19 protein-coding genes are annotated in these 23,764 nt (G+C 35.6%); 16 read left to right on the forward strand and 3 right to left on the reverse strand.

Features of this window, described 5'->3' with window-relative positions:
* Nucleotides 1-27 precede the first annotated feature (27 nt).
* The 8 genes from TRESU_RS02565 to TRESU_RS02600 are packed head-to-tail and all read left to right on the forward strand — an operon-like array spanning nucleotide 28 to nucleotide 14,176.
* Nucleotides 28-1,413 carry a hypothetical protein gene (locus TRESU_RS02565; RefSeq protein WP_013700756.1) on the forward strand — a complete coding sequence of 462 codons (1,386 nt, stop codon included), beginning with the start codon at nucleotides 28-30 and terminating at the stop codon, nucleotides 1,411-1,413.
* Nucleotides 1,400-4,285 carry a tetratricopeptide repeat protein gene (locus tag TRESU_RS02570; protein ID WP_013700757.1) on the forward strand — a complete coding sequence of 962 codons (2,886 nt, stop codon included), beginning with the start codon at nucleotides 1,400-1,402 and terminating at the stop codon, nucleotides 4,283-4,285. Before TRESU_RS02565 ends, TRESU_RS02570 begins: the two co-directional genes overlap by 14 nt.
* 18 nt (nucleotides 4,286-4,303) lie before the next feature.
* Nucleotides 4,304-5,941, forward strand: a complete 1,638-nt coding sequence (locus TRESU_RS02575; protein WP_013700758.1) for a hypothetical protein — start codon at nucleotides 4,304-4,306, stop codon at nucleotides 5,939-5,941.
* 38 nt (nucleotides 5,942-5,979) lie between these two features.
* Nucleotides 5,980-6,594, forward strand: coding sequence for a MotA/TolQ/ExbB proton channel family protein (locus tag TRESU_RS02580; protein WP_013700759.1), 615 nt, complete (start codon nucleotides 5,980-5,982; stop codon nucleotides 6,592-6,594).
* A 1-nt stretch (nucleotide 6,595) separates the two neighbouring features.
* Complete coding sequence (locus TRESU_RS02585; RefSeq protein ID WP_013700760.1) at nucleotides 6,596-7,006, forward strand: ExbD/TolR family protein; 411 nt, start codon at nucleotides 6,596-6,598, stop codon at nucleotides 7,004-7,006.
* Entirely contained in the window at nucleotides 7,003-8,004 is a 1,002-nt protein-coding gene (locus tag TRESU_RS02590; protein ID WP_013700761.1) for a hypothetical protein, read from the forward strand. The genes TRESU_RS02585 and TRESU_RS02590 overlap by 4 nt, the downstream gene beginning before the upstream one ends.
* 23 nt (nucleotides 8,005-8,027) lie before the next feature.
* Nucleotides 8,028-8,699, forward strand: a complete 672-nt coding sequence (locus TRESU_RS02595) for an HAD family hydrolase (protein ID WP_013700762.1) — start codon at nucleotides 8,028-8,030, stop codon at nucleotides 8,697-8,699.
* A gap of 41 nt (nucleotides 8,700-8,740) precedes the next feature.
* A complete protein-coding gene (locus tag TRESU_RS02600) occupies nucleotides 8,741-14,176 on the forward strand; it encodes a SpiroCoCo family coiled-coil protein (protein ID WP_013700763.1) in 5,436 nt (1,811 codons plus the stop codon).
* Nucleotides 14,177-14,216: 40 nt separating this feature from the next.
* On the opposite strand, the gene TRESU_RS15785 is transcribed toward TRESU_RS02600, so the two are convergent.
* Nucleotides 14,217-14,342 (reverse strand): hypothetical protein, encoded by a 126-nt coding sequence (locus TRESU_RS15785; protein WP_277078990.1) that lies wholly within the window; start codon nucleotides 14,340-14,342, stop codon nucleotides 14,217-14,219.
* A gap of 450 nt (nucleotides 14,343-14,792) precedes the next feature.
* On the opposite strand from TRESU_RS15785, the gene TRESU_RS02605 reads away from it, so the two are divergent.
* The 3 genes from TRESU_RS02605 (at nucleotide 14,793) to TRESU_RS02615 (ending at nucleotide 17,019) form a co-directional block, all read left to right on the forward strand.
* Nucleotides 14,793-15,044, forward strand: a complete 252-nt coding sequence (locus TRESU_RS02605; RefSeq protein WP_013700764.1) for a hypothetical protein — start codon at nucleotides 14,793-14,795, stop codon at nucleotides 15,042-15,044.
* A 95-nt stretch (nucleotides 15,045-15,139) separates the two neighbouring features.
* On the forward strand, nucleotides 15,140-16,552 hold the full coding sequence (locus TRESU_RS02610; RefSeq protein ID WP_041611907.1) for a hypothetical protein: 1,413 nt from the start codon (nucleotides 15,140-15,142) through the stop codon (nucleotides 16,550-16,552).
* 29 nt (nucleotides 16,553-16,581) lie between these two features.
* Complete coding sequence (locus tag TRESU_RS02615; protein WP_013700766.1) at nucleotides 16,582-17,019, forward strand: hypothetical protein; 438 nt, start codon at nucleotides 16,582-16,584, stop codon at nucleotides 17,017-17,019.
* A gap of 307 nt (nucleotides 17,020-17,326) precedes the next feature.
* Here the strand turns inward: TRESU_RS02615 and TRESU_RS02620 are convergent, their stop codons facing one another.
* Both TRESU_RS02620 and TRESU_RS15065 read right to left on the reverse strand, forming a co-directional pair.
* Nucleotides 17,327-17,722, reverse strand: a complete 396-nt coding sequence (locus tag TRESU_RS02620; protein WP_169309728.1) for a GNAT family N-acetyltransferase — start codon at nucleotides 17,720-17,722, stop codon at nucleotides 17,327-17,329.
* Entirely contained in the window at nucleotides 17,691-17,963 is a 273-nt protein-coding gene (locus TRESU_RS15065) for a PIN domain-containing protein (RefSeq protein ID WP_052299484.1), read from the reverse strand. The genes TRESU_RS02620 and TRESU_RS15065 overlap by 32 nt, the downstream gene beginning before the upstream one ends.
* A gap of 274 nt (nucleotides 17,964-18,237) precedes the next feature.
* Between TRESU_RS15065 and TRESU_RS02630 the strand changes: the two genes are divergently transcribed.
* From TRESU_RS02630 to TRESU_RS02650, 5 genes are all read left to right on the forward strand, one after another.
* Nucleotides 18,238-19,782 carry a type I restriction-modification system subunit M gene (locus TRESU_RS02630; protein WP_013700768.1) on the forward strand — a complete coding sequence of 515 codons (1,545 nt, stop codon included), beginning with the start codon at nucleotides 18,238-18,240 and terminating at the stop codon, nucleotides 19,780-19,782.
* Between the two features lie 109 nt (nucleotides 19,783-19,891).
* On the forward strand, nucleotides 19,892-21,157 hold the full coding sequence (locus TRESU_RS02635) for an AAA family ATPase (protein WP_013700769.1): 1,266 nt from the start codon (nucleotides 19,892-19,894) through the stop codon (nucleotides 21,155-21,157).
* Complete coding sequence (locus tag TRESU_RS02640) at nucleotides 21,138-21,764, forward strand: RloB family protein (RefSeq protein WP_013700770.1); 627 nt, start codon at nucleotides 21,138-21,140, stop codon at nucleotides 21,762-21,764. Before TRESU_RS02635 ends, TRESU_RS02640 begins: the two co-directional genes overlap by 20 nt.
* 31 nt (nucleotides 21,765-21,795) lie before the next feature.
* Nucleotides 21,796-23,130: a restriction endonuclease subunit S gene (locus TRESU_RS02645; protein ID WP_013700771.1), complete on the forward strand. Its 1,335-nt coding sequence runs from the start codon at nucleotides 21,796-21,798 to the stop codon at nucleotides 23,128-23,130.
* Nucleotides 23,131-23,167: 37 nt separating this feature from the next.
* Nucleotides 23,168-23,755 (forward strand): restriction endonuclease subunit S, encoded by a 588-nt coding sequence (locus tag TRESU_RS02650; RefSeq protein ID WP_013700772.1) that lies wholly within the window; start codon nucleotides 23,168-23,170, stop codon nucleotides 23,753-23,755.
* Nucleotides 23,756-23,764: the final 9 nt, after the last annotated feature.

Consider the following 23,764-nt stretch of genomic DNA (forward strand, 5'->3'; position numbering starts at 1 on the left):
TGTTTATAAAATTGACTGGAGCTTATTTTGAAAATAAAAATTTTAGCTTTCTCTTTTGTCTTTTTATTTTTTGGAATTGCGTTTGCTGAATACAACTCTTTTGCAATTCCAGATTCTGCGGAAATTCGGCGGACTATAGTTGACTCATGGATTTCCGCACCAGTTTCCGAAGTTAGAAATTATAAAGAAGACTTAAGAAAAAACAGAATCGGCGAAACTTTTCAAATCCGAATGGAAGAAAACGAAACTGAAGTTTCAGTGATTGTTGCTCCACGTTCGGAACTTGATGTTGATTTGATAAACGGAGACAGCCACAGAATTGTCCGTGCGGCAGTTTATCCAAAAGGGGCGGCAGGAGGCTGGGTTCTTTTTAGGGAAAAAAACAGCGGAAAGCCTTTGCGTGTTGAATGGCATTTTAATCCTGATCCGGATGTTTTTCTTGTATTCCGTCCGCAGGCTCAGAAAACTTTGGTTGACATGAGCGTGTTTGGCTCTTTCGCCGCAAAATCTGTTCCGCTTGGAGTTCCGTTTGAGCGTATTTATACAGCTGGATTTCAGGATGTAAAAAACTGGACTCAAAAGACTCTTCCATGGGAAAAAGTTTCTGTTGAAACTGGACTCTACCGTGATTCACTTATGATGGCGGGAATTATAAAATCGAATTTGGATTCAATTGTTTTTACTGAAGATGCTTGCTACGATTCCAAAGGAAAACTGAAATCTGTTATTACCGGCAAAGATTACATTTTAAAAGATGAAAGTGGATTTGAAATTTCGCTTGATGAAAAAAAACTTTATTTGTCGGGTGCAGGATTTTTAAAATGGATTGTCGATGGAATTGTTGAGCCTGCAACTGGGCTTGGAACTTCGATTTCTGATTTGACAGAGCCGACTGTTGAATTTGATTCTGTTGGAAAAATCGGAGTAATGTCGCAGGAATGGAATTTGTATTTTACTTTGGACTGGTGCAGAAATCTTGCGGCAAAGGCATATTCAGTCCGCTCAAGAAGAAATGTTGATTTTAAATCTGCCGGGCTTGACGTGAATAAAAATTATTTTGCATCTGAAGTTTCAGGCGGAAAAATTTCAACTTCTTCTGGCTACATAAAAAATACAGGATATTCAATTGAAAAAATAAAATCTGTGCTTTACGTTCTTGCGGTAACAGAGCCATCTTGGTTTTACCTTGCCGCAATTCGCCAAGGTTCTTGCTTAAAGCCTGATGAGCTTGTATTTAATAATTGCGCGGTTTTCTTTCCTTATTTTGACAACAATGGAAAATTCGGCTGCTTTGTTTTTGAGCAAGGAAAAGAAATTTCATTGGAAAAATTTGTGAAAAAATATAAAGACGCATACATCCATCTGGAGCGAGTAAAGTCGTTAGAGGCTTTTTTCCCTTATGAAAAAAAATAAAGTTCTAAAAAATTTATTCTTATGTTTTTTCGTTGTGGCTGGCGGAGCTTGCTTTTCTATTTCAAAAGACTCCGCATTGTTCAAGAAAATACATTCGGCTTATTCCGGCGCGGATTATCCTGCTGTCATTGAATACTCTTCTCGTCTGCAAAAAGATTTTTCTTCTTCTCCATTTTTGGAAAAAGCCTTGCTTTGCAAAGGTGAAAGCTTTTTTTATCTTGGACGTTTTGAAGACTCGATTCAAACTTTGAATGAATTGTCTTCATCTGAAAAAAATGAAACGAAAATTTTTTCCAATTACTGGAAAGGCCGTTCAGAATTTTCGTTGGAAGATTTTAATGCGGCATTGAATTCTTTTTATAATTCTTCTTCAATTTCTTCTGGCTTCAATAAAAAAAACAAAGAAATAAATTTCGTTTATAGAAATTCAATTTATTATGCAGGACTTTGCAATTACTCTTTGCATCAATATGAAAAATGCATTCCGATTTTTGAATCAATAGTTTCTAGCAACGAATACGAAAATGATATTTTTTGCAGCTCATTGCAAATTCTTTTTGACTGCTACACAAACGAAAATGAATATTCAAAGCTTGTAAAAAAATATGAAGAACTTTCGCCGCAAAATATTTCTTGCTACTGGAATGTTTCTTTTGCCGCAGGAAATGCTTTTGAAAAACTTGGACAAAAAAAAGATGCTTTTGCTTGTTATGAAAAAATCGCTTTAAATGCGGAACTTCCTTTGTCTGCCCAGGCATTGCAAAAAGCGTGTTATGTTTCTACAGAAGACTTTCCGTTGCTGCTTGAAAAAGCGAAATCTGCATTGTCATGTGAAAATTCACTTTTGTCAGAATTTTGGATTCGGCTTGGAATTGACTCTTTTGAAAAAAATGATTTTGATTCCGCGCAAAAATATTTTTCAAATGCGGAGGACTCTGATTCAGAAAAAAAATATTCGTCGCTGATAGGGCTTTATAAAGCCGAACTTGCTTCTGAAAATAAAATTGCAATTCTTGATTATTATTCAGCAAAAAGAATTGACAAAAAATATTATGCGGAATATGAGCTTGCTTATGCACAACAGTATGCGGTTTTGAGTGATTTTAAAAATTCTCTTGTTCATGCAAAAAATGCTTATGAAAAAACTTCTCCAGAAAAAAAGCAGATTAAGCAAAAATCGTTATATTATTATTGCCTGGGACTTTATTCAACAGGAAAATCAAAACAGGCAATTTCTCTTATAGAAAAATCAAAAGAAAATTCTGATGCAGAAAGCAAGTATTTTTTTGCACAGAAAATTTTATATGCAAGATGTCTCGCTGAAAATGGGAATCTTGAATCTGCTGAAAAAATTTATAAAAACTTTTTTGAGAAATCGCAGCTGAACAATGAACAAAAATATGATTACGCAAAAATACTTTTTTCACTTGGAAATATGAGCGAATGTAAAAAAGTTGCGGATTCTTCTTCTGTTTCTGATGCAGTTTACATTTCCGCTTTGGCTTCATTTAATATGCAAGACTGGAAAAATTCTTCAACTGGATTTTTTAAGTTTATTGCAGAAAATTCAAAGTCTTCTAAAATTTCATTTGCGGAATTCTATTACGGATATTCCTTGTATAAAATGGGAGAATCTGCAGAAGCTTTTAATGCTCTTAAAAATTTTTCTGAAAAATATCCAGAAAGTTCTTTGTGCTATTCATCTTGTATTGTATCTGCAAATTCTGCGTTAAAAAATTTTGATTTTGAAAATGCAATTGTTCAGGCAAAGAAAGCCTTGAGTTTTTTTTCATCGCAGGAAGAAAAAGAAAATTCAGTTTTGCTTTGCGCTTCTATTTATTCTGATTCAGAAAAATATCAGGACGCTATAAAATTTCTTGAGCCTTATGCAAAGAATACTTCTGTGTTTTCTATTCGTTGCCGTTATCAGATTGCGCTTTTGAATTCACGTATTGGAAAAATTTCTGAAGCTGACAAAATTTTTTCTGAGATTCAAAATAAATTTTATAATTCTCCTTTTGCGGATGAAAGTTCTTTTAGACGCGCGGATTTGTATTACAATTTAAGGAATTATGAAACTGCAGCAATGCGTTTTTCCGAATATCAAAGAAAATTTCCTAAAGGAAAATTTATTGATGCCTCGTATTATTGTTCCGCTGATTCGTATAGAAAACTGGCGCAAATTGAAAAATCAGTTTTGCAATATAAAATTCTTGTGGAAAATTTTCCAAAAAGCACTTTCATTTATAATGCTAGAAAAAATCTTTCAGAAATTTTTGAAGAGCAGAAAAAATACGAAGATGCGCTTGAACAGCAGAAATTTATTCTTTTAATTGCTGATTCTGAAGAGCAAAGAAAGACTGCGGAACAAAAAATCAGTTTCTTGAAGAATTTGATTTCTGGAGAAAATTCAGACCTTGCATTGCTTGAAAAGCGTTACGTTGAAAATTCTAAAACTGCAACTTTTGAAGGTAGAATGGCAGGAACTGAACTTGCAGAATTTTTAATCCAAAATGAACAGCCGAAAAAAGAAGTTTTTGAACTTGCGGAATCTCTTTTTAAAATTCAATCATCTGAAAAAAATCAGGCTGCTGAAAGTTCTTATGCTGCAAGAACTGCATTTGTCTGCGCAAGATATTTGAGGTTTCTGAATAAAAATAAAGAAGCCGCGCAAAGATTTTTGGTATGTGCCGAGTTTGCTAGAAAGTCTGAAAATGATGAGCTTGCGCAAAAAGCAATTTATGGAGCGGCAGAATCTTTTGATGCCGCAAAACTTTATGCTGATTCTGAAAATTCCGCAAAAACTTTGCTGGAACTTTATCCGAAAAGCAGTTACAAATCCGCTGCCCAGAAGTTTATAAAAAATAATTAGGAGCAAGTGAAAGTTAAAATGAAAAATGTTAAGAATATATTTTATTTATTTTGTGTTGCTTTTTTTTCTGCGCCTTTATTTTCTCAAACTGAAAATGTAACTTTGCCAGATATAACAACGACTGTTTCTGGCGAAGTTGTTGCAGCCGGAAAAGATGCGTTGCCCGATTTTTCTAAAATTGTTCCAGATGATAAGAAAGTTGATTCTGTTCTTCCTGTTTTTGCAGAAGAAAATGTCAGTTTTGATGAAGAGCCGGTTGCTGATTTTTCTTTTGGAGAGGCAAAGACAATTTTTGCGCAAGGACTTGTTGGAGGCGGATTCCCGGGAGATTTTATCGGAGATTTTTCTGTTTATAAATCCATTGGAGAAAATCCGTTTAAAATTGAATTTTCACATCTTAGCAAAAATGGATATGGAAAGCACAAGGCTGGTGATGGATTTTTTAACAGCAGTACAAGGCTTTTCGCTGAAAAAACTATTACTGCAAAAAGTACGGATTTTGTAATTGGTGGCGAATACAAAAAAAATGAAACCGGTCTTCAGTCCGTAAGTCCGTTTTTTTATGATTTGAATTCTCAAGAAGCTTTTGGAAATTTTTCTGTAAGAAAAAAATTTTCACATGGATTTGGATTTGAATCTAAAACTGGCGGCTCTTGGTACAACCGATATGCTGGAATCGCTGACGGTAAAAATGATTTTTTGAAACAAGAAAAAAATATTGATGTTGTATATTTGAATCAAAATTTAAATTTTTCATGGAGCGGAAAAAACTTCTTTTTTGGTTTGAATGGCAAACTTGATTATGGAACTCTAGCTGGAAATTTTGATTCTGTTGAAATTGAAAATATTTTTAGAGCGGAAGCTTCTGCGTCTGCTGGATGGAAGAATGATTTTCTTGAAATTTCAGCATCGGGAGGAATTGCTAGCGGAACTGAAATGGGAACAAGAAATTCTGTTCCGTTCTTTGATGCAGGAATTTCTTTTGCAGGAAAAGATTCTCCTTTGAAAAATAGTTTTTCTTTTGAAGTTCACGGAGGTCTTGACACGTATTTGAATTCACTTTCAGAACTTGAAAATAAATACAAATTTTCGCAGCTTGTTTCTTTACCTTCTGAAGTTTCTGATTGGTTCGCAAATGCGAAAATTTCTGTTCCTGTTTCAAAATTTGCTTCAATTTATTCTTCTGCAGAATTTAGAAAAACTGCTTTTGAAAACGGAACTTGGGAAGCCGTTTATGATTCGAAAATAGATTCTGGAATTTTTGAGATAGCTTCGTCAGATAGAACTCTTTTTTCTACTGATTCAGGATTTTCTTATTTGTGGAATGTTTTTACTTTGACTGCAGGATGGAAATCGCATTGGATTCATGTTCCGGCTGATGAATTTAAAAATTATATTTCAACTTCCATTTCATTTGATTCAAAAGAAAAATCTTGGGGCTTTTCAGTTTCCTTGCAGGAAGATATTGGTTCAGATTCCGATAAATGTCCTTTGCTTGGCGGTGAAGTTTATTACAATGTAAAAGAGTCTATAAAACTTTCTTTTGAACTTTCCGATGCCATAAAATTGTTTGCCGGCAAAGATAGAGATTTTATGAAAACTGATTATCTTGTTCGTGCTGGCTGCGCATCTTTGTTTGCAAAATTTTATTTTTAATTTGAAACTTTTATTTTGATTTTTTATAGGAGCTAAAAATGTTTGAGATTTTAAAGAGCGGCGGAATTGTTATGGTTCCGATTATTGCTTGCGGATTGGTTGCTGTGTTTATTATTGTTGAGCGGTTTCATTATTTTTTTTCAATAAAGAAGCGTGATGAAAAATTCAACAGTGATATTGAAAGTTGTATTTTGAAAAATGATTTTAAGACTGCGGAGTCGGTTTGTGTTCTTGCAGATACTCCTTGTGCAAAGGTTGTAAAAAGTGCTGTTGAACATAGAAATTTTTCAGAGCGTGATTTGAAGGAATTTATTCAGTCGAAACTTGATCTCGCTGTTCCTGAATTTGAAAATAATCTCTCTGCATTGAACACAATTTCAAATGTTTCAACTTTGCTTGGATTGCTGGGCACTGTTACTGGAAATATCAAGGCTTTTGGTGTGCTTGGAAATGGTGGCACAATGGGAGATCCCGCTTTGCTTGCCGGTGCGATTGCTGAGGCTTTAGTTACTACTGTTGCCGGACTTGTTGTTGCAATTCCTGCGATTATTTTTAGCAGCTATTTTAATTCTCAAGTCAATCACAGCATTACGAGAATGGAGCAGACTGTTACTTCTGTTTTGTTCCGTCTTACAAAAAAAGGCGAGGCTTAAAATGAAAGTTTCCGCGCGAAAAAAAACAAACCCGGTGGTTGATTTGTCTCCTATGCTTGATGTTATTTTTCAGCTCATTTTGTTTTTTTTAGTTTCCACAACATTCAATTTGCTTCCTGCGATAAATGTTAATTTGCCAAAAAGTTCTACTTCGTCCGGAGCGGAATCAAGCGGTATAACAATTTCAGTAGAAGAAAATGGAGCTCTTTGGTTTAACGATGAAAAAGTTTCTGAAAAAGAATTGGCAGCTTTGCTTTCAAATTTTGACACAAAAGAAATTGAGCGCAAAAATTTTCCTGTTTTAATTTCGGCGGATAAAAATGTAAAAAACGGAAAAATTGTTGAGCTGTTTGATATAATCAGAATGAGCGGCTTTGCTTTTGTCAGTTTGAGGACGAGCGGAAAAAAATGACAAGTCTTGAACGGCGCGGAAATGCGATTGCTTTTGCGTTTACTGCATTTTTCTTTTTGGCTTTTTTGATTTTTTCTCTTGCTGTAAAATTTAAACCTCAGGAAAAATTTCAAGTCTTGACGATAAATCTTGCCTCTTTTCCTGTTGAAAAAAAATCTTTGCAGGAAACTACTTTACAGAAAAAAGATGTTCCTTCAAAAAATCAAAGTTCTAAAGATGTTGAAAAAATAAAACCTGTTGAGCCAAAGAAAATTCCTGAAGAAAAATCAAGTTCTCAAAAAAATAAAATTGTAAAAAATGGATTGCCTGTTTCTTCTGAAAAACAAAAAACTTTTGAAGAGCCAAAAATTAAAAAAAGCGTTGAGCAGCTTATGGCGGAAAACAATTCTTATGCAAAAAAAACTGCTGAATGGAATGAAAGTTTTTTTGACGATTCGCAAACTGTGCAAAGCAAAAATATTTCCGAAGCGCAAAATAAATCTTCTGTAAAAAGTTCAGTTGAAGGAACTGCTGCAAAAAGTTCAGCTGAAAAAACTTCTGGAGTTTCATCTTCTTCCGAATCGGCTAGAAGTGGAAATGCAGATGTTTCAGAAGAGACAAAAAGTTCTTTGGCTAATATTAAAAATACTTTTTCTTCATCTGTTTCTGGAAATATAAAAAGCAAGACATCTGTTGCTTCTCAAAATTCAGGCGGAAAGCTTTCTATAAAAATGTCAGACGGAAAATCAAGAGAGCTTTTGTATCCAAAAAATCCTGTTATATTTATTTCAGAAGAAAACGCAAAACTTGTTGATGAAACAAAAAAAGTAATTGTCCGTTTTAAAGTTCGTGCGGACGGAACTGTTCCTGTAACAGGAATTTCCATACTACCGTCATCGCTTTTGCCTCTGCAGATTCAGGCTGAAATAAAAGAACAAATTCAACTTTGGAGATTTTCCGAGGAATCTTCCGGACTGGACGGAACGGCTTCTTTTGATTATACGCTTGAGATTCGATAATTATTTTTATATAATTGAAATGTATGTTCGAAGAAATAGAAGCAGTCGCATTTGATATTGACGGAACTCTTTATCCGTCTTGGAGACTTTATCTTCTTATGCCGCTGTATGTGCTCAAGCATTTAAAGTTTTATCTTCATTATAATAAAATCCGCAAGATTCTTCATAGGACTGCGCCGCTGTCTGATTTTTATGAATTTCAGGCAAGGCTTTTTGCGGAGGAAACAAAATTTCCTGTTGCTGAATCAAAAAAAATCATAAATGATGTTTGCTATGAAGGAATAAAAAAATTTTTCAAAAAGATAAAACCGTACAGTCATGCTTACGAATGTATAAAAAACATGAAATCTGCCGGATTAAAAATCGGAATTCTTTCTGATTTTCCGCCGTCACAAAAAGGTGATATTTGGGGAATAAAAGAACTTTGCGATGTTTGCATTGGCTCAGAAGAATCGGGAGCTTTAAAACCTTCTGTTTATTCTTTTGGAATTTTGAGCAGAAAACTTGATGTTCCGCCGGAAAAAATTCTTTATGTGGGAAACAGCAAAAAATACGATGTTCTTGGTGCAAACAATGCAAAAATGAAAAGCGCATATATTTTAACTGGTTTTCGCCGGATGTTTGGAATAAAACTTCCAGAGGCTGATATTTCATTTAAAAATTATCGTCAGCTTGAAAAAATTGTGTTAAAATAGATAAAACTTCTTTTTAAATAAATTTGGGCGGGAAATAAAAAGTGATTACTATATTAGGAATTGTCATTGCGGTAGTTTTGTCTGCGATTGTTTCTGTTGTTATTCAGCAGACTGGTAAAAATGAAAATTCAATGGAAAAAGTCAAACGCTATGCAAACCAGCGTCAGGCTGAATTTGATGAGTATTTTGAAAAGCAGACGGAATCTATAAAACTTCTTGCAAACGATTTGGACACAAAAGATATTCAAGTTAAGGCTGCGATAAAAAGAATGCAGATGCAGATTGACGAGTGCCGCCAGACTACAGAAAATTTTGAAAATCCTGTTCAGAATATTGAGAACATAAAAAATAAAATTGAAGCTTATGATAAAGTTTTGCAGAATCTTATGGAAATGACAGCCGCAGTTGAACAAAATCTTGATTCTGTAAAAAAAGAAGCCCTTGTTGTGGACAAAGTAAATTCCAGGCTTTCCCGCCAAAATCAAATTCTTGAAGCTGTAGAGAAAAAAGTTTCTGATGTTACAAAACAATTCTCTGTAAAAAATTCTGAGCAGCTCAAGACGATTGGTTCTGATTTGCTGAATCAGTATGAGCAGCGCGCTTCGGAAATTGATGCGACAACAGAAAAAGCCATAAAGCAAAATCAGGCTATTATGGAAAAAATTGAAGACGACATCCGTCAGGCATATTCCAAGGCGATTGAAAATGCAAAGCGGCTTGAAGACGAGTCGTTTGCAAAACTCAAAGATGAATCTCAAAAAAGAACTTCCGCTTGTCTTGATGAAGTTGAAGCTCAGACAAAACAAATCACTGCGATTATTGATTCAAGAATTTCTGAAACGCAAAAAAGCCTCGATGATAAAACAAAAATATTCAGTGATTCTTTGAAAGAGCAGACTTCCGCAATTGAAGAAAAATTCAATGAGCGCACACAACGCATTTCAGAAATGATTGACGCGCGTACAAATGTTCTTACCGGCACTTGGACTGAAAAAATTGAATCGCTTGAGCAGGACTTAAAAGAAAGTTCTGAAAACTTTGATTCACGTTTGGAAGATGCCGTTGCTGGTCTTGATAATTCTCTTGCTGAAAAAACTGGTGCGCTTGAAGATAAAATAAATGAATCCGCAGGAACTTTTGAAAATGAGTTTGCTGACAAAATAAAAGAACTTTCTGACATTGTTGAAAATTCTACTTCAAGGATTGAAGACGAATGTTCTGGAAGAATTTCTGAAATTGAAGAAAAACTTGAGCAGTCATCGTCAGGCATTCAAAATAAATTTTCAGAAAAACTTTCACAGATTGAATCTTATTTCAATGAAACTTCAAATTCTATTGAAGCCGGTTATAAAGAGCGCGCTGATTCTCTTCAAAATGAATTGGAAAATAAATTTTCTTCCTTGCTTGAAACTTTCACAAAGCAAGCGAAAATTTTTGAGGACAAGACTTCAGTCTTTGAAGACAATGTGAAACAAAAATCTGATATTTTCTCTTCTGAACTTGAGTCGAATATTTCTGATTTTTCGGAGCGGCTCAATTCTGAAATTTCTTCACTTGATTCTCAGTTGGAAGAAAAAACTTCACGGTTGGAAGAGTTTTTCAAAACTAACGTGGCTTCCCTTGAAACTGAATACAACTCAAAAACTTCTGACCTTGAAAATTCTTTAGAGCAAAGCTACTCCGATATGTTCTCGAATATTGAAGAAAAAATGAAGGATCTTTCAAAATCTTATGAGGAAAAATGTTCTTCCATGGATTCGACCTTTGCAGATAAAAGCCGTAACGTTATTCAGTTCTTTGAAGATAAAACACGAGAGCTTGAAGAAAACTATGATTTAAAAACAAAGAAGCTGAAAGAATCTTTGGATTTAAATAATGAAAATGCAGAATCCGAAATGAAGAAAAAATCCCAGGCGCTTATTGCTTTGTTCAATGAAAAGTCTTCAAATTTGGATTCAAAACTCAAGGAAAAAATGCGTTCCCTTGATGCTGATTTGGATAAAAATGTTGATGAGCTTAATGCAAAAATAAAACAAAAAACAGGAGCTTCAAACACTTCATTTGAAAATTCTATTTCAAAAATTGAAAATGAAATCCGCCAGAAAACAGCAGCACTTAATACAAGTTTAATTGATAAGTTTGATTCGATTGACAGCATATTTAAAAAGAAACTTGAAGACATAAATAACAAGGCTCTTTCAATTTCCACTGAAATTAAAAACCGCACAGACGGACTTGAAGATGATGTCCGCAGAAAACTTTCAAATCTTACAGAAGATGTAAAAAATCAGACAGCGCAAGCCATTGAAAAATACAAAACGACGACTTCAAGTTATACGCAGGATATTGAAGATAGAACTGATGTTTTGCGCAAAGAACTTGCGGAACGAACAGAGGCTCTTGAACGTCAAATTCATGAACGTGCTCAGGAAATTGAAAAGAAACTTGCTGATCTTGAAAATAATGTTGAAACTCAAACTTACGGAGCGATGGAGCAGTATAAGTCCACAACTTCTGAGTACACGCAAAAAATTGAGCAGAATACTAACTCTTTAAAAGAAGAGCTTGAAAACAAAACCCGCGATTTGCAGGAACTTATTAATCAGCGCACAAATGAAATTCAGTCTCTTTCAGAAGATGCGATTGTAGATGCAAAGAGTCGTTTTGAAGATGTCCAGAAAATAATTTCTACAAAAACGGATGAAGTTTCTGGAAACGCTCTTGCTTATGTTGAAGATGCTCAAAAGCAGATTGAAGAAAAAACTGACAGCCTTGTTTTAGATGCGAAAACTGCAATTGAAAAAGTTCAAGAACAGATTTCAAGAACAACAGAAAATGTAAATCAAATTACATTGGCGTTAAAGCAGGATGTGAAAGTTAATTCTGAAAAATTGGAAGCTTTGCAGAATTCTGTTGAAAATCAGTCTTCTGAACTTGAAAAAAAATACAACGGAATATTTTCTTCTATACTTGAAAAAGCAGAAAAAGATGAAAACGATGCTTATGAAAAATTCAGCAGTTTGAGTTCTGCAAATCTTGACAAGTACAAAGGCGATGTTCAAAAGCGCGTGGACGAAATGCATTCCGATATAAAAACTTCCCTTGGTTCTCTTGATGCGCAGACAAAATCGATAAAGGAAAATATTGACGAAACGCTTTCTTCTATTCTTTCCCGCTACGAGAAAATTGAAAATAATGCAAAAGAAATTTCCGAGCGAATTGAAAATGAAAATGAAAGCAATTCTGAAAAACTCAAGGAATTTTCTTTGTCAATGCAAAATCAGATTGATGAACTTAATGGAAGTTTGCTTTCCTCTACAAAAAATGTTGCCGCTGAATGTGATGCCCGCCAGACAAAATATCTTGAAGCCTTGGACAAGCAGCTCGATGCTTACAAAAAAGAAATGGAGTATAGGTTTAAAAAATTGAATACTGCCGGAGCTGACGTTGACAAACTTGAATCATCTTTAAGAAAACTTATGGATCAAAGCCAGAAAAAAGTTATAGGCGACTTTGAAAAATTTTCTGAAGGCGCGGAAAAAACTCAGGCTGACTTTGAAAAATCAATTGTTGCAAAATATGAAAAACTAAAAGTTGACTTGGATTCTGTTCAGACTTCACTTGATGAAATTAAAAAAGATTCCGCTGCTAAACTTAGCGCAAAAGTCAAAGTGTTCGAAGATTCATTTACAACTGATCTTGCAAAACGTCAGGATGATGTTGTTCTAAAACTTTCTGACTGGAAAAATAAATTTGACGCGCAGTTTTCTGATTTTACAGCTGAGTATGAAGTTAAACGTGCAGCTTTGGAGAAGCAATATGATGATGCTCTTGTAAAACGAATTTCCGAACTTACAAAGAAAACACTTGAACAGGAAAAGAAATTCCAGACAGCGTTGCTTTCCGGTCAGACAACTATTCAGGAGCAGATTAATACAGTGAATCAGAAAATTCATGATTTTATTGAGCAGTATAGAAACGAAATTCAAAAAACGATTGAAAATGCGGATGAATATTTAAAGACAGAAACTGACAGTTATAATGAGCGCATGAATGGTCAGCTTGATAAAATTGAGAATGATTTGAATTCCAAGTTTGAAAATTTCCGCGAGATTCTTCTTTCAAAGCAGGAATCTCAGTCGGCAACAATCGATGCGGCTGTGCAGGAATTTACAGCTTGGAAAAACAGTCTTAAAGGAAAATACGAGGATGCCTCGCAGCAAATTGAAGATCAGCTCAAGCTTCTTGCCGATACAAATGATCAAAAAATAAATGACTTGCAAAAAGATTTTTCTGTTGCGGCAAATAAAGCTACAGATGTTCTTGATGATTACGATAAAAAGTCCAAGGCGGCTCTTGCTGATTTCCGTGAGCAATATGAAAATATGCTTGCAAATGTAAAGAAATCAACGGCTGACCAGGAAGATTATGCTGACAAAAAAAGCAAGGAACTCAAAAGCAGATTTGACAAGCAGACTGACGAATATATGCGTGTTTACAACAATGCCTTTGATAAAATCGGCGAGGAGGCGAATAAGCTTCAGTTCCAAATTGATGAAATCAACAAAAGCATTGGAACTTTCAAAACTGAAACGGCGGTCTTTGACAAAGCAGATATTTTGAAAAAACAGCTTGAAACTTCTATTGATGATTTAAACAAAAAAATTTCAGCAGTGAAAAATTTTGAAGAAAAATTAAATGACTTGTCTGCTCAGGCGAAGCGTCTTGAAAAGTTCGGCGATGATGTTAATTCACGTTTGAATGCGTATAGCTTGGATAAATCTCGTTTGGACAGCATTGAATATAAATTCAATACGCTTATGAATTTGAGCAGTGGCATGGATTCAAAGATTCAGGAACTCACTTCTATGAGCGATGATATTTTAAATATGCAGGCAAAGGTTGGAAAATTTCAGGACAGCATTTCAAATGTTCAGTCAAAACTTGAGCGGATAGAAAATAAAAAAGAAACTTACGATCGTGTCGCAGAAGAAGTTGACAGGTCTTTTGAAAATATTTCACAGCTTGAAAAACGTCTTGAAGAATGCTCAGGCAAAGTTAATTCTCTGCCGGATGAAATCAAGTCAATGCAAAACCATATTGATAAGATTATGAAGAACAGCGGAAAAATTAATGATGCCGTTGATAAAATAACTTCTTTGCAAAGTTTGATTGATGATGCGGAAGAACGTATTGCGAAAATCAAAGATTCTCGTGATGGAATTCTTAACACAGAAGTCAGGCTGCAAAAACTTTATTCTGATGCTGATAGCAAGTTGAAACTTCTTCATGATATTACAGCGAAGGAAGTTGGAAGCAAGCCATCTGCTGTAACTGGTTCAAATATTACTCCGCAGCTAAAATCGAATGTTATTAAGCTGAAAAAAGACGGATGGAAAAATGCTGAAATTGCAAAGCGTTTGAAGATTGAAGAGAATATAGTAAATCTTATTCTTGAAATGGGAACTGACGAGTAAAAAGGGATTCCGCTTTATACGGACTGTTTTTTAATATTTATTATCCAATTTCTTCAATCTGAAGCGTCATGTTGGCAAGTCCGTGGTAATAGTTTACGCTTTGTGCGGTGAAGCGGTAGACGCAGTAACCGGGATTCTCCATGCTTTTTCGGATAGTACATTTCAAATCCCTCACGCCAAAGTATTGCCTTAATTGTATCTTGAGAAAATTCTTTATTTACTTCTGAAAATATGACAACAGGCAATAGTTAAAATTATCAAATAGCTGATTATAATAAAAGAAGAATGTTTTCAGGAAACTACTTGAGCGAAAATCAAAGGCTCAAATTGCAGAGGAACTGAACATAATCCCCCATTCTGTAGATATTTGTTTTATCCGCATTTTTTAAAGACCAGCTACAAGCGTACACAGAAAATGTTTTCTAAATTCTGAGAATAAGTAGCGGTTTAAATTGCGGTGTTTTGCCTATAAGAAAACGTTGCTCATGAATTTTTCACAATTTTCTATGTGAAATTTCATAATCTTTCTTGTAGGATTTCATGCAAAAATTTCCTTTTCGTAGCATATAATTTCGCTACTGATATAAGTCATGCTGAAAAAATGGAGGCAAAAATAATGAATGTAAATCAAAGTGCATTGTCGGCTCTGCAACAGTCAGTTACAGCATCAAATGCAGAGGCAGGAGCAAAGTCGGCTCTAGCAACTTGGAAAGGAATGTGCGTTAGTTGGGAGCAGGAAACGGCTGATGCAGTGGGAAAGGCTTCGGCAAACTATGCAATAAAATGGAACAATGCGGTAATGCCCGAAATAGAGGCGAAAATTCAAAAATTTCAGGCTGAATATGATGAAAAAAAAATCCCAGTATGATGCTGTTAAAGACCAGTATGACGCTGCAGAACAGGCAGTCAGTGATGCTCAAAGAGATATGGATGCCTGCATGGATTATGAGGATAATGAGTGGCATGTTTAATGGTATGCAAACTGCTGGCAGAAAAGGTGCCGCTCCCCGCCAAAAAATTATTGTAGACCGACTAGGTTATAATGAAGCAAAAAAGTGTGAGGCTATGGCAAAAGCAGAATTAAACCGCTATAAAGGGCAGGTTGACAATTGGAAGAGACAAATGAATGCGGCTGAATCCTGCTTAAAAAAGGCGGAAAACGAAAAAGAAGTCCTTGCAAATAAAATCGAAAATTTCATTCTTGATGTTTACGAGCTTAATCTCATGAACGAAAGCGTTGAATTCTTGAGCACAATCAAAAATTCCCAGATAACATTGTCGCAGGGTACAAAAGACGAGCTTTTCTCAAGGCTTTTCTTTATTCAGAACGTCTACAGAAAACAGTTTGAAAAATTCGAGGAACTTATAAAGAAAGAAGGCAAAACTTATGAAAAGCAACAGTTTGTAAAAACACCTAAAAGCATTTTGTATTCAGCCGCACGCAAAATCAAGGCGAAAAAATTCAAGGGAAAGATTGCCGCTGCTTTGACTTCAAATGATATATATTCCGCAAAACTATCTTATTCAGCAAAGAGCGAATTTATTGTTCCGAAAAAGAAGGTGGAAATAGCAACACAAAAAATACAGGCTCTCTGCAAGAATTTTGTGCTTAGCATAGACCGGAAGAATTTTAAAATAGAAATGAATAAAAATTATGAAAACGATGAAATTGCATCAAATCTTGAGCAGTTTGGTTCACAGTTTGAAGAATATTGTTCCGAATACACAGCCTTGCTCGGCGAATTCCATGCAAATAGAGCTTCAAACAGCAAAGTCAAGATTCTGATTGGGAAAATCGGGAACTGGCATTTGAACCACTGGCCTAAACTTTGGTATAAAATTGTTTCTATTCTGTCTGCTGTTCTTGTTGCAGCAGTGCTTGGTTTTGGAATTTTTATAGGAATTGATACGGTAAAACGAAATGACAAATACAAAAAATCATTTGTCGAATGGACTGTTACTAACAATAGTGAAACGAATGAATTCTCTTCGGCAAGTAAAAACTTCAAACTTGAAGAATCATTAATGAGGCATGTTTATATGTATGCCATAGCAGAAAACGAAGTTCAGGACAAAATTCAATCTTGTAAAACGAGAATTGAATCAAATCCTGATAGATGCCTTCCATTCTCTGACGAACTTAACGTCTGGCTCAAGGAAAATCTTTCGGGCTGCCTTGCCGTAGGAAAAACAACAGTGGTTTTTCTTACCATCGACGATTATACTGGCGAAATTACAAAGCGAACTGGAGAGCGAAATTCGCATCATAGATACTATGGTGTTTTTGAGATTGCGACTGCGGATGACGGCTCTATAGTCTCAATTACTGATTTAACTGGTTTAGGATTATATGAACAATACAATTTACATGCATAAAATGTAAATAACATGGCAGGAGTTTTTTTATGTCAGAAAACAATTATGGATATTGCAATTACTGCGGAAAATACAGACCGCTAAAATGGAATGGCGGATACTGCTCAGAAAAATGCTATTGCGAATCAGGACAGCAGGAACAGGACACAATTGATGAAGAACGTTATCAGTTAATGTGGTATTACAGGGATGATGTGGGCGCATTTATATACCGCTCGATAGTAATGTCCGTCGGCTGGCTAATCTATATGATTGGGGCAAAATGGTTCATGGAGGGCAATCCCGAGAGATTGGAAAGATTTCTTTGGATTTTTCAATTTCCACCGACTGTAATAATTCCTGTGGTTCTTGCCATTGTACAAAATATCATAGTACGAGGCAAAGGAGAAAGTTTCCGTAAGTTCATTAAGAATGGAATTCCAATAGTGCTTTCAATAGCTATTATCATCTACACACATATCCTATAGGTTTTATTCAACGGCCGTAAGTTTTTCTTGCGGTCGTTTTTTTTATATTCAAACTGACATATATTAAAATAGAACAACTTACAGAATGCATAAAAAGGAAAATTTCTAGCTTGAAAGAATCATTTGCAATCAACTCAAAACATAGGCAGAAGCTTGTGAAATGAAATCTCCCAAAAGTACTTTTTATGTCATCTTCGGACTTGACCCTGCAATGTTTTTGAAAGAAAATTGGTTGATAATCCGTGCAAAGAAATTCCCCTGTCAAGCACGGCAATGACTAGTTTAAGCGAGTTCGATAAGCACCGATTCAGCAGTTTGAAAATTCCAGGACAGTTTCATCGTCATTAATGTGATGAACCGCAGGATTGTATTTTTGCGTGACTTTTTCCCACAGTTTTTTTGCGCCCAAGTTGTTCCCGTTGAATTTGATTTCCCATTTGCCCGGATGTTTTTTCAAGATAAATTCACTGGCTTTTTGGGCGATGTGCTGCCTGCGGTATGCCGGAAAAACGCAGAATTCCGCAATCACAAAATCCACCTTGTGCCCGATGTACGAGTGCGGATTCAGCATTGCGAACCCTGCCAGATTCTGCCCGCTGTAGATTAAATACGCCTTACGCGCCGGCTCGGTAAAATACGCTTCAAAATATCCGTAGTGATAATTTCCGTTCTCATCCATCTCGTCCGGATAATATTTTGTCATCTCGTACAAATACTTTTGATTGATGTTCCAGAGAAGTTCCTTTTCGTTTTGCGTTACGGGTTTTAGTGTAATCATGGGGAAGTCCTGTTGAAGTCGGATTTTGTATTCCGTAAGTTCTTCTGATTTTGATAGCCTGCCTTTTTACATTCTCATCAAGAGAAATTACATCGCAGTTTTCAATCATTCTTTTGAAAAACATTTCTTCTATATCTGTTATTTTGGGAAACGAAAGAAGCTCCATTTCGGTTATTACAGAAATTCCGATTGATTTTTCAAGATAAGGAATCCTGCAGGCGTTTTTCTTGAAAACATAGAGAAGTGTTCCAGGAATGTTTCATAGGACATGGCTTGCCTCCGTTCTGATTATTATAGCATGATTTTGAAGAAAATGCAGTGATTCATTTCGGCAGGCTCAACATTCAGTGGCAACCCTATTCATTTTTGAACTTTATAAATCCTAATTTTTCTTCTATAATAAAGCAGTTTTATTTATTGTCTTTTTATTGGGGGATTTTATGTCCGGCATACAGCAAAGAGCGGAGCTGCAGGCTCAAATCTGGAAAATAGCGAATGAAGTCCGGGGAGCAGTTGACGGATGGGATTTTAAACAGTTCGTTTTAGGAACGCTTTTCTATCGTTTTATCAGCGAGAATTTTTGTGCATATATAGAGGCTGACGATGAAAGCATTGTGTATGCAAGCCTTGAAGATTCAATAATCACTCCGGAAATAAAGGACGATGCGATAAAGACAAAAGGATACTTTATCTATCCTAGCCAGCTTTTTGTGAACATTGCGAAAAATGCGAATGACAATGAATCTTTGAACACAGATCTGGCGGAGATTTTTTCTGAAATTGAAAAATCCGCGACAGGCTACGATTCCGAGCAGGATATAAAAGGGCTTTTTGCTGATTTCGACACGACAAGCAACAGGTTGGGAAACACGGTAAAAGAAAAAAACTCCAGGCTTGCAGCGGTTATAAACGGAGTTTCTGGACTGAATTTTGGAAATTTCCACGACAATCAGATTGACCTTTTTGGCGACGCCTACGAATTTTTGATTTCAAACTACGCGGCAAATGCAGGAAAATCGGGCGGAGAATTTTTTACTCCTCAGAATGTCTCAAAACTTATCGCGCGCCTTGCAATGCACAAGCAGGAAAACGTGAACAAGATTTACGACCCTGCGTGCGGTTCAGGCTCGCTCCTCTTGCAGGCGAAAAAGCAGTTCGAGGAAAACAAAATAGAAGACGGCTTTTTCGGGCAGGAAATCAACCATACAACATACAACCTTGCAAGAATGAATATGTTCCTGCACAACATAAATTACGATAAATTCAACATAAAACTCGGAGACACGCTCACAAATCCGCAGTTCAAGGACGACAAGCCTTTTGATGCGATTGTCTCGAATCCGCCGTATTCAATCAACTGGATTGGAAGCGACGACCCCACATTGATAAACGACGATCGCTTTGCTCCGGCAGGAGTCCTGGCTCCAAAGTCAAAGGCGGATTTTGCGTTCATTCTTCATTCGCTAAATTATCTTTCAAGCAAAGGCCGGGCTGCGATTGTCTGCTTCCCTGGAATTTTCTACCGAGGTGGCGCAGAACAGAAAATCAGAAAATACCTTGTAGACAACAACTATGTGGAAACTGTAATTTCACTTGCGCCGAATCTTTTTTACGGAACTTCAATCGCTGTAAATATTTTAGTTCTTTCAAAGCACAAGGAAGACACAAAAATCCAGTTTATAGAAGCCGGCGAGCTTTATCAAAAAGAAACAAACAACAATATTCTTACAGATGAGCATATAGAAAAAATCATAGAAGCGTTTGACTCAAAAAATGACATTCAATATTTTGCAAAGTCCGCAGAATTAGAAGAAATTGCAAAAAACGACTACAACCTTTCCGTTTCAAGTTATGTCGAGGCCAAAGACACACGCGAAAAAATCGACATCATGGAACTGAACGCAAAAATCAGGGAAATCGTAGCAAGAGAAAACGTTCTCCGCGCCGAAATTGACAAGATTGTTGATGAGATTGAGGGAGAATAATTGCCTTAATGACAAAAATATGATTAAATTTGCAAAAAATATGCAAATTTAATCATAGAATTTATATCTTATTCCGATATTGATTACAAGAATAAAAAATGAGGAATATATGATTTTAGAATTTTCAATTACAAATACATATTCAATTGGAGAAAAACAAACTATTAGTTTTGAGCCAGCTAGTTATGATAAAGAAAATAAGAATCACTATATTGATATAGATGGAATAAAAATACTAAAACTTGCCTGTATTTATGGTTCAAATGCAGCCGGCAAAACAAATATGGCTGTGGCTCTAAATTTTTATTTACGTTTTATGGCTTATTCATTTTATACTACAAAGCCAGAAGAGAAAATTCCATTTGTACCGTATTTTTTTGAAACAGAAAATCTTGATGATGTTTGTGGAGAATTCGATTTAGTTTTTTTTGCATACAGCACAGAAGAAAAAAAATATATAAAATATCACTATTATTTAAGAATCAATAGAAATGAGGTTTTGGAAGAGTCCTTAAATTATTATCCTAAAAGATTGCCGCGCCTGATATTCAACAGAAATAAAATGAATATTGAATGGGGAAACTCTGTAAAAGGAGCAAAAAAAGCAATAGAAGATATTCTTATTTCCAACTGTTCTTTAATTTCTGCAAGTTCTAAAACAAAAATTTCTGTCCTTAATGATGTATTTTTTTATATTGTTAATAGATATAAAGGCTTTTTTAGCCCTTTTAATAATGAAATCCCACAATCTTTGCTTGAAAAACTTGATAATGATGAATCCTTGAAAAACAAGGCAACTGGTTTTCTTTCATTTGCTGATTTCGGTTCTATATCAGATATTTCAATAAAAAAAGAAATCAAAGAGTCGAATGAAAATTTGTCATTAACTGCTTCAAATAATAAAGAAAAAACTAATAGAAGAGCTTCACTGGTGCATAAATATAATCAAAAAGAATATCCATTGCCATTGGGGCTTGAATCTGCTGGTACAATAAGAGTCTTGGAGCTGATAGAGCCACTGGTGAATTCGAGCGAATCTAGTTTGACGATTATAGATGAAATAGAGGCATCGTTGCATCAGGACTTAATAGAAGCCTTTTTAAGATTGTTTTTGGAACTGTCTAAAAATGCTCAATTGCTTTTTACAACTCACAATCAGGAATTATTAGATTCTGGATTAATTTTAGATGATGAGGTTTGGTTCTGTACAAAGACTCAAAATGGAAACAGTGTGTATAATTCCATCTCAGATTTTACAGGTTTTAGAAAAGAAGTTTCTCGAAAAAAACTATATCAGGCAGGAAAATTTGGCGGCTTACCTAACATTGATATTCAAGGTCTAAAGGAGTTGTTCTATGGCAAGAAGAAAGATTAAAACTCCTGCATATAAGACAATTCTTCTTGTTGTTGAAGGAGAGACTGAGCAGATTTATTTTGAACGGTTAAAGGCTTTTGAAAAATATCCGAACTTACGAATAAAACCTGAGATGCCAAAGCATAGTAACATTGGTACGTTGCTTGATTTTGCGAAAAAAGAAGCTAAGTCAAAAGCTTATGATGCAGTGTGGCTATTATTTGACCGGGATGTTTTAAAGACGCAAAATATTTCTAAAGATATTTTAAGACAAATTAATGATAAAAAAGCTTTGGCTAAATTAAAAATAAATTTGGCGGATTCTTTTCCGTGTTTTGAAGTCTGGTTTTTGCTGCATTATTGTTTGCCAAAACAATATTACAGTTCTCAAAATGAATTGATAAAAGATTTATGCAAATATCTGCCTTCATATACTAAAAATAATGTCTGGTTGTCTAGGAATGATATTTATAAACTGTTGAAAAACAGAATTGACAATGCATATGTAAATTCAGAAAAACTTCATTCAAGAAATGCGGGCTTTGATTCAATGGAATCAACAATGTGCAATGTTGATTTGTTAATGGAAGAAATTTCAAGCCTTGCAGGTGATGCTAATAATCTATAAATTGCAATTTTGATAAAAAGGAAACTGACAAATGACTAAACTAGACGAGCTGATAAATGAACTTTGCCCTGATGGGGTGGAATATAGATTGTTTTTTGATGTATGTAATTACATACGTGGAATTACATATAACAAGAACGATGAAGTAAATAATGATTCTTATGGAATAGAGGTTTTACGAGCGAATAATATTACTCTTGAAACAAATACTTTGAATTTTGATGATGTAAAAATAATCTCTGAAAATGTAAAAATAAAAGAAACGCAATGGCTCAAGAAAAATGATATTCTGATTTGTGCTGGAAGTGGAAGCAAAGAACATATCGGAAAAGTCGCATATATTTTTGCTGATACAAACATTACTTTTGGTGGATTCATGGCTGTTGTTCGACCAAAAATTGAAAATTTTTCAACAAGATTCTTATTTCATATTTTAACAAGCGATATGTTCAAAAGACATTTAGCAAAAGTTTCTGCAGCTTCAAGTTCAACAATTAACAATATAAATAATGATACTTGGAAAAATTTCCAAATCCCTGTTCCTCCCCTCCCTGTGCAGGAGGAAATTGTCCGCATACTCGACAGTTTTACGGAGCTTACAGCGGAGCTTACAGCGGAGCTTACAGCGCGCCGCAAGCAGTACGAGTACTACCGCGACGCGCTGCTGACACCTCCGTTCGGTTCGGCAGGCTCACCGATCAATGGAACTTTTCCTGTTGTGAAGCTGAAGGACATTGCGACAGAGTTTTACAGAGGTTCCGGAATCAGGCGTGACGAAATCACAGCGGAAGGCGTTCCATGCGTGCGTTACGGCGAAATCTACACGACCTACAACATCAGCTTTGAAAAGTGCGTTTCCCACACAAAACTTGAATACGTTCAGTCGCCGAAATATTTTGAGCATGGGGACATTCTTTTTGCAATCACTGGCGAGAACATCGAGGACATCGCAAAGTCTGTCGCCTACACAGGAAACGAAAAATGTCTTGCCGGCGGCGATATTGTTGTAATGAAGCACAATCAGAATCCAAGATATTTGGCGCACGTTCTTGCCACGACAGAAGCGAGAATTCAGAAAGGCAAGGGCAAGGTAAAAAGCAAGGTTGTGCACTCAAGCATTCCGTCAATTCAGGAAATAGAAATTCCGTTGCCGTCGCTTGACGTGCAGGAACGCTGGGCAAACGTTCTCGACAACTTCGACGCCATCTGCTCAGACCTGAAAATAGGACTTCCGGCGGAAATCGACGCGCGCAAAAAACAATATGAATATTATCGCGATTTGCTCTTGACATTCGCAGAACGCGGTAACACAATCTTCACAGAACAGAACAGAACAGAACAGAACAGAACAGAACAGAACAGATGAAATAAAACTGCTCCAGTATGTTTTTGGATATGCTGTTGTGCAGCTGGGAGAAATTGGAGAACTTTGTGCAGGTGCAACTCCTAGTACATCAAAACCCGAATACTGGGAAAACGGGACAATTTCTTGGATGAGTTCTGGAGAAGTTAATTTAGGACAGGTTTATCAAACTGAAAAGAAAATTACTAAAAAAGGGTTCGAGAATTGCAGTACGAAAATGGTTCCAAAGAACACTGTTGTTGTGGCATTGGCAGGACAAGGAAAAACAAGAGGAACTGTAGCAATAACAAGAATCTCTTTATGTACAAACCAGTCGCTTTGCTCTATTCTTACAAAAGATTTTGTGGATAGTTACTATCTTTATTTTTATCTGAAGAGTCAATATCAAAGACTTCGTGCTATTTCTTCTGGAGAAGGAACAAGAGGCGGTTTAAGTTTAAGAATATTAAGAGATTTTGAACTCCCCCTTCCTCCTCTTTCCGTTCAGCAGCGCATTGTAAAAATCCTCGACCGATTTGATAGCCTTTGCAACGATATTTCTAGTGGTCTTCCGGCAGAAATCGAGGCCCGCAAAAAGCAGTATGAATATTACAGGGATAAACTTTTGTCATTTCCACACTGTTCCTGAGCCTGCCGA

The sequence above is a fragment of the Treponema succinifaciens DSM 2489 genome, from assembly GCF_000195275.1.
Classification (GTDB): domain Bacteria; phylum Spirochaetota; class Spirochaetia; order Treponematales; family Treponemataceae; genus Treponema_D; species Treponema_D succinifaciens.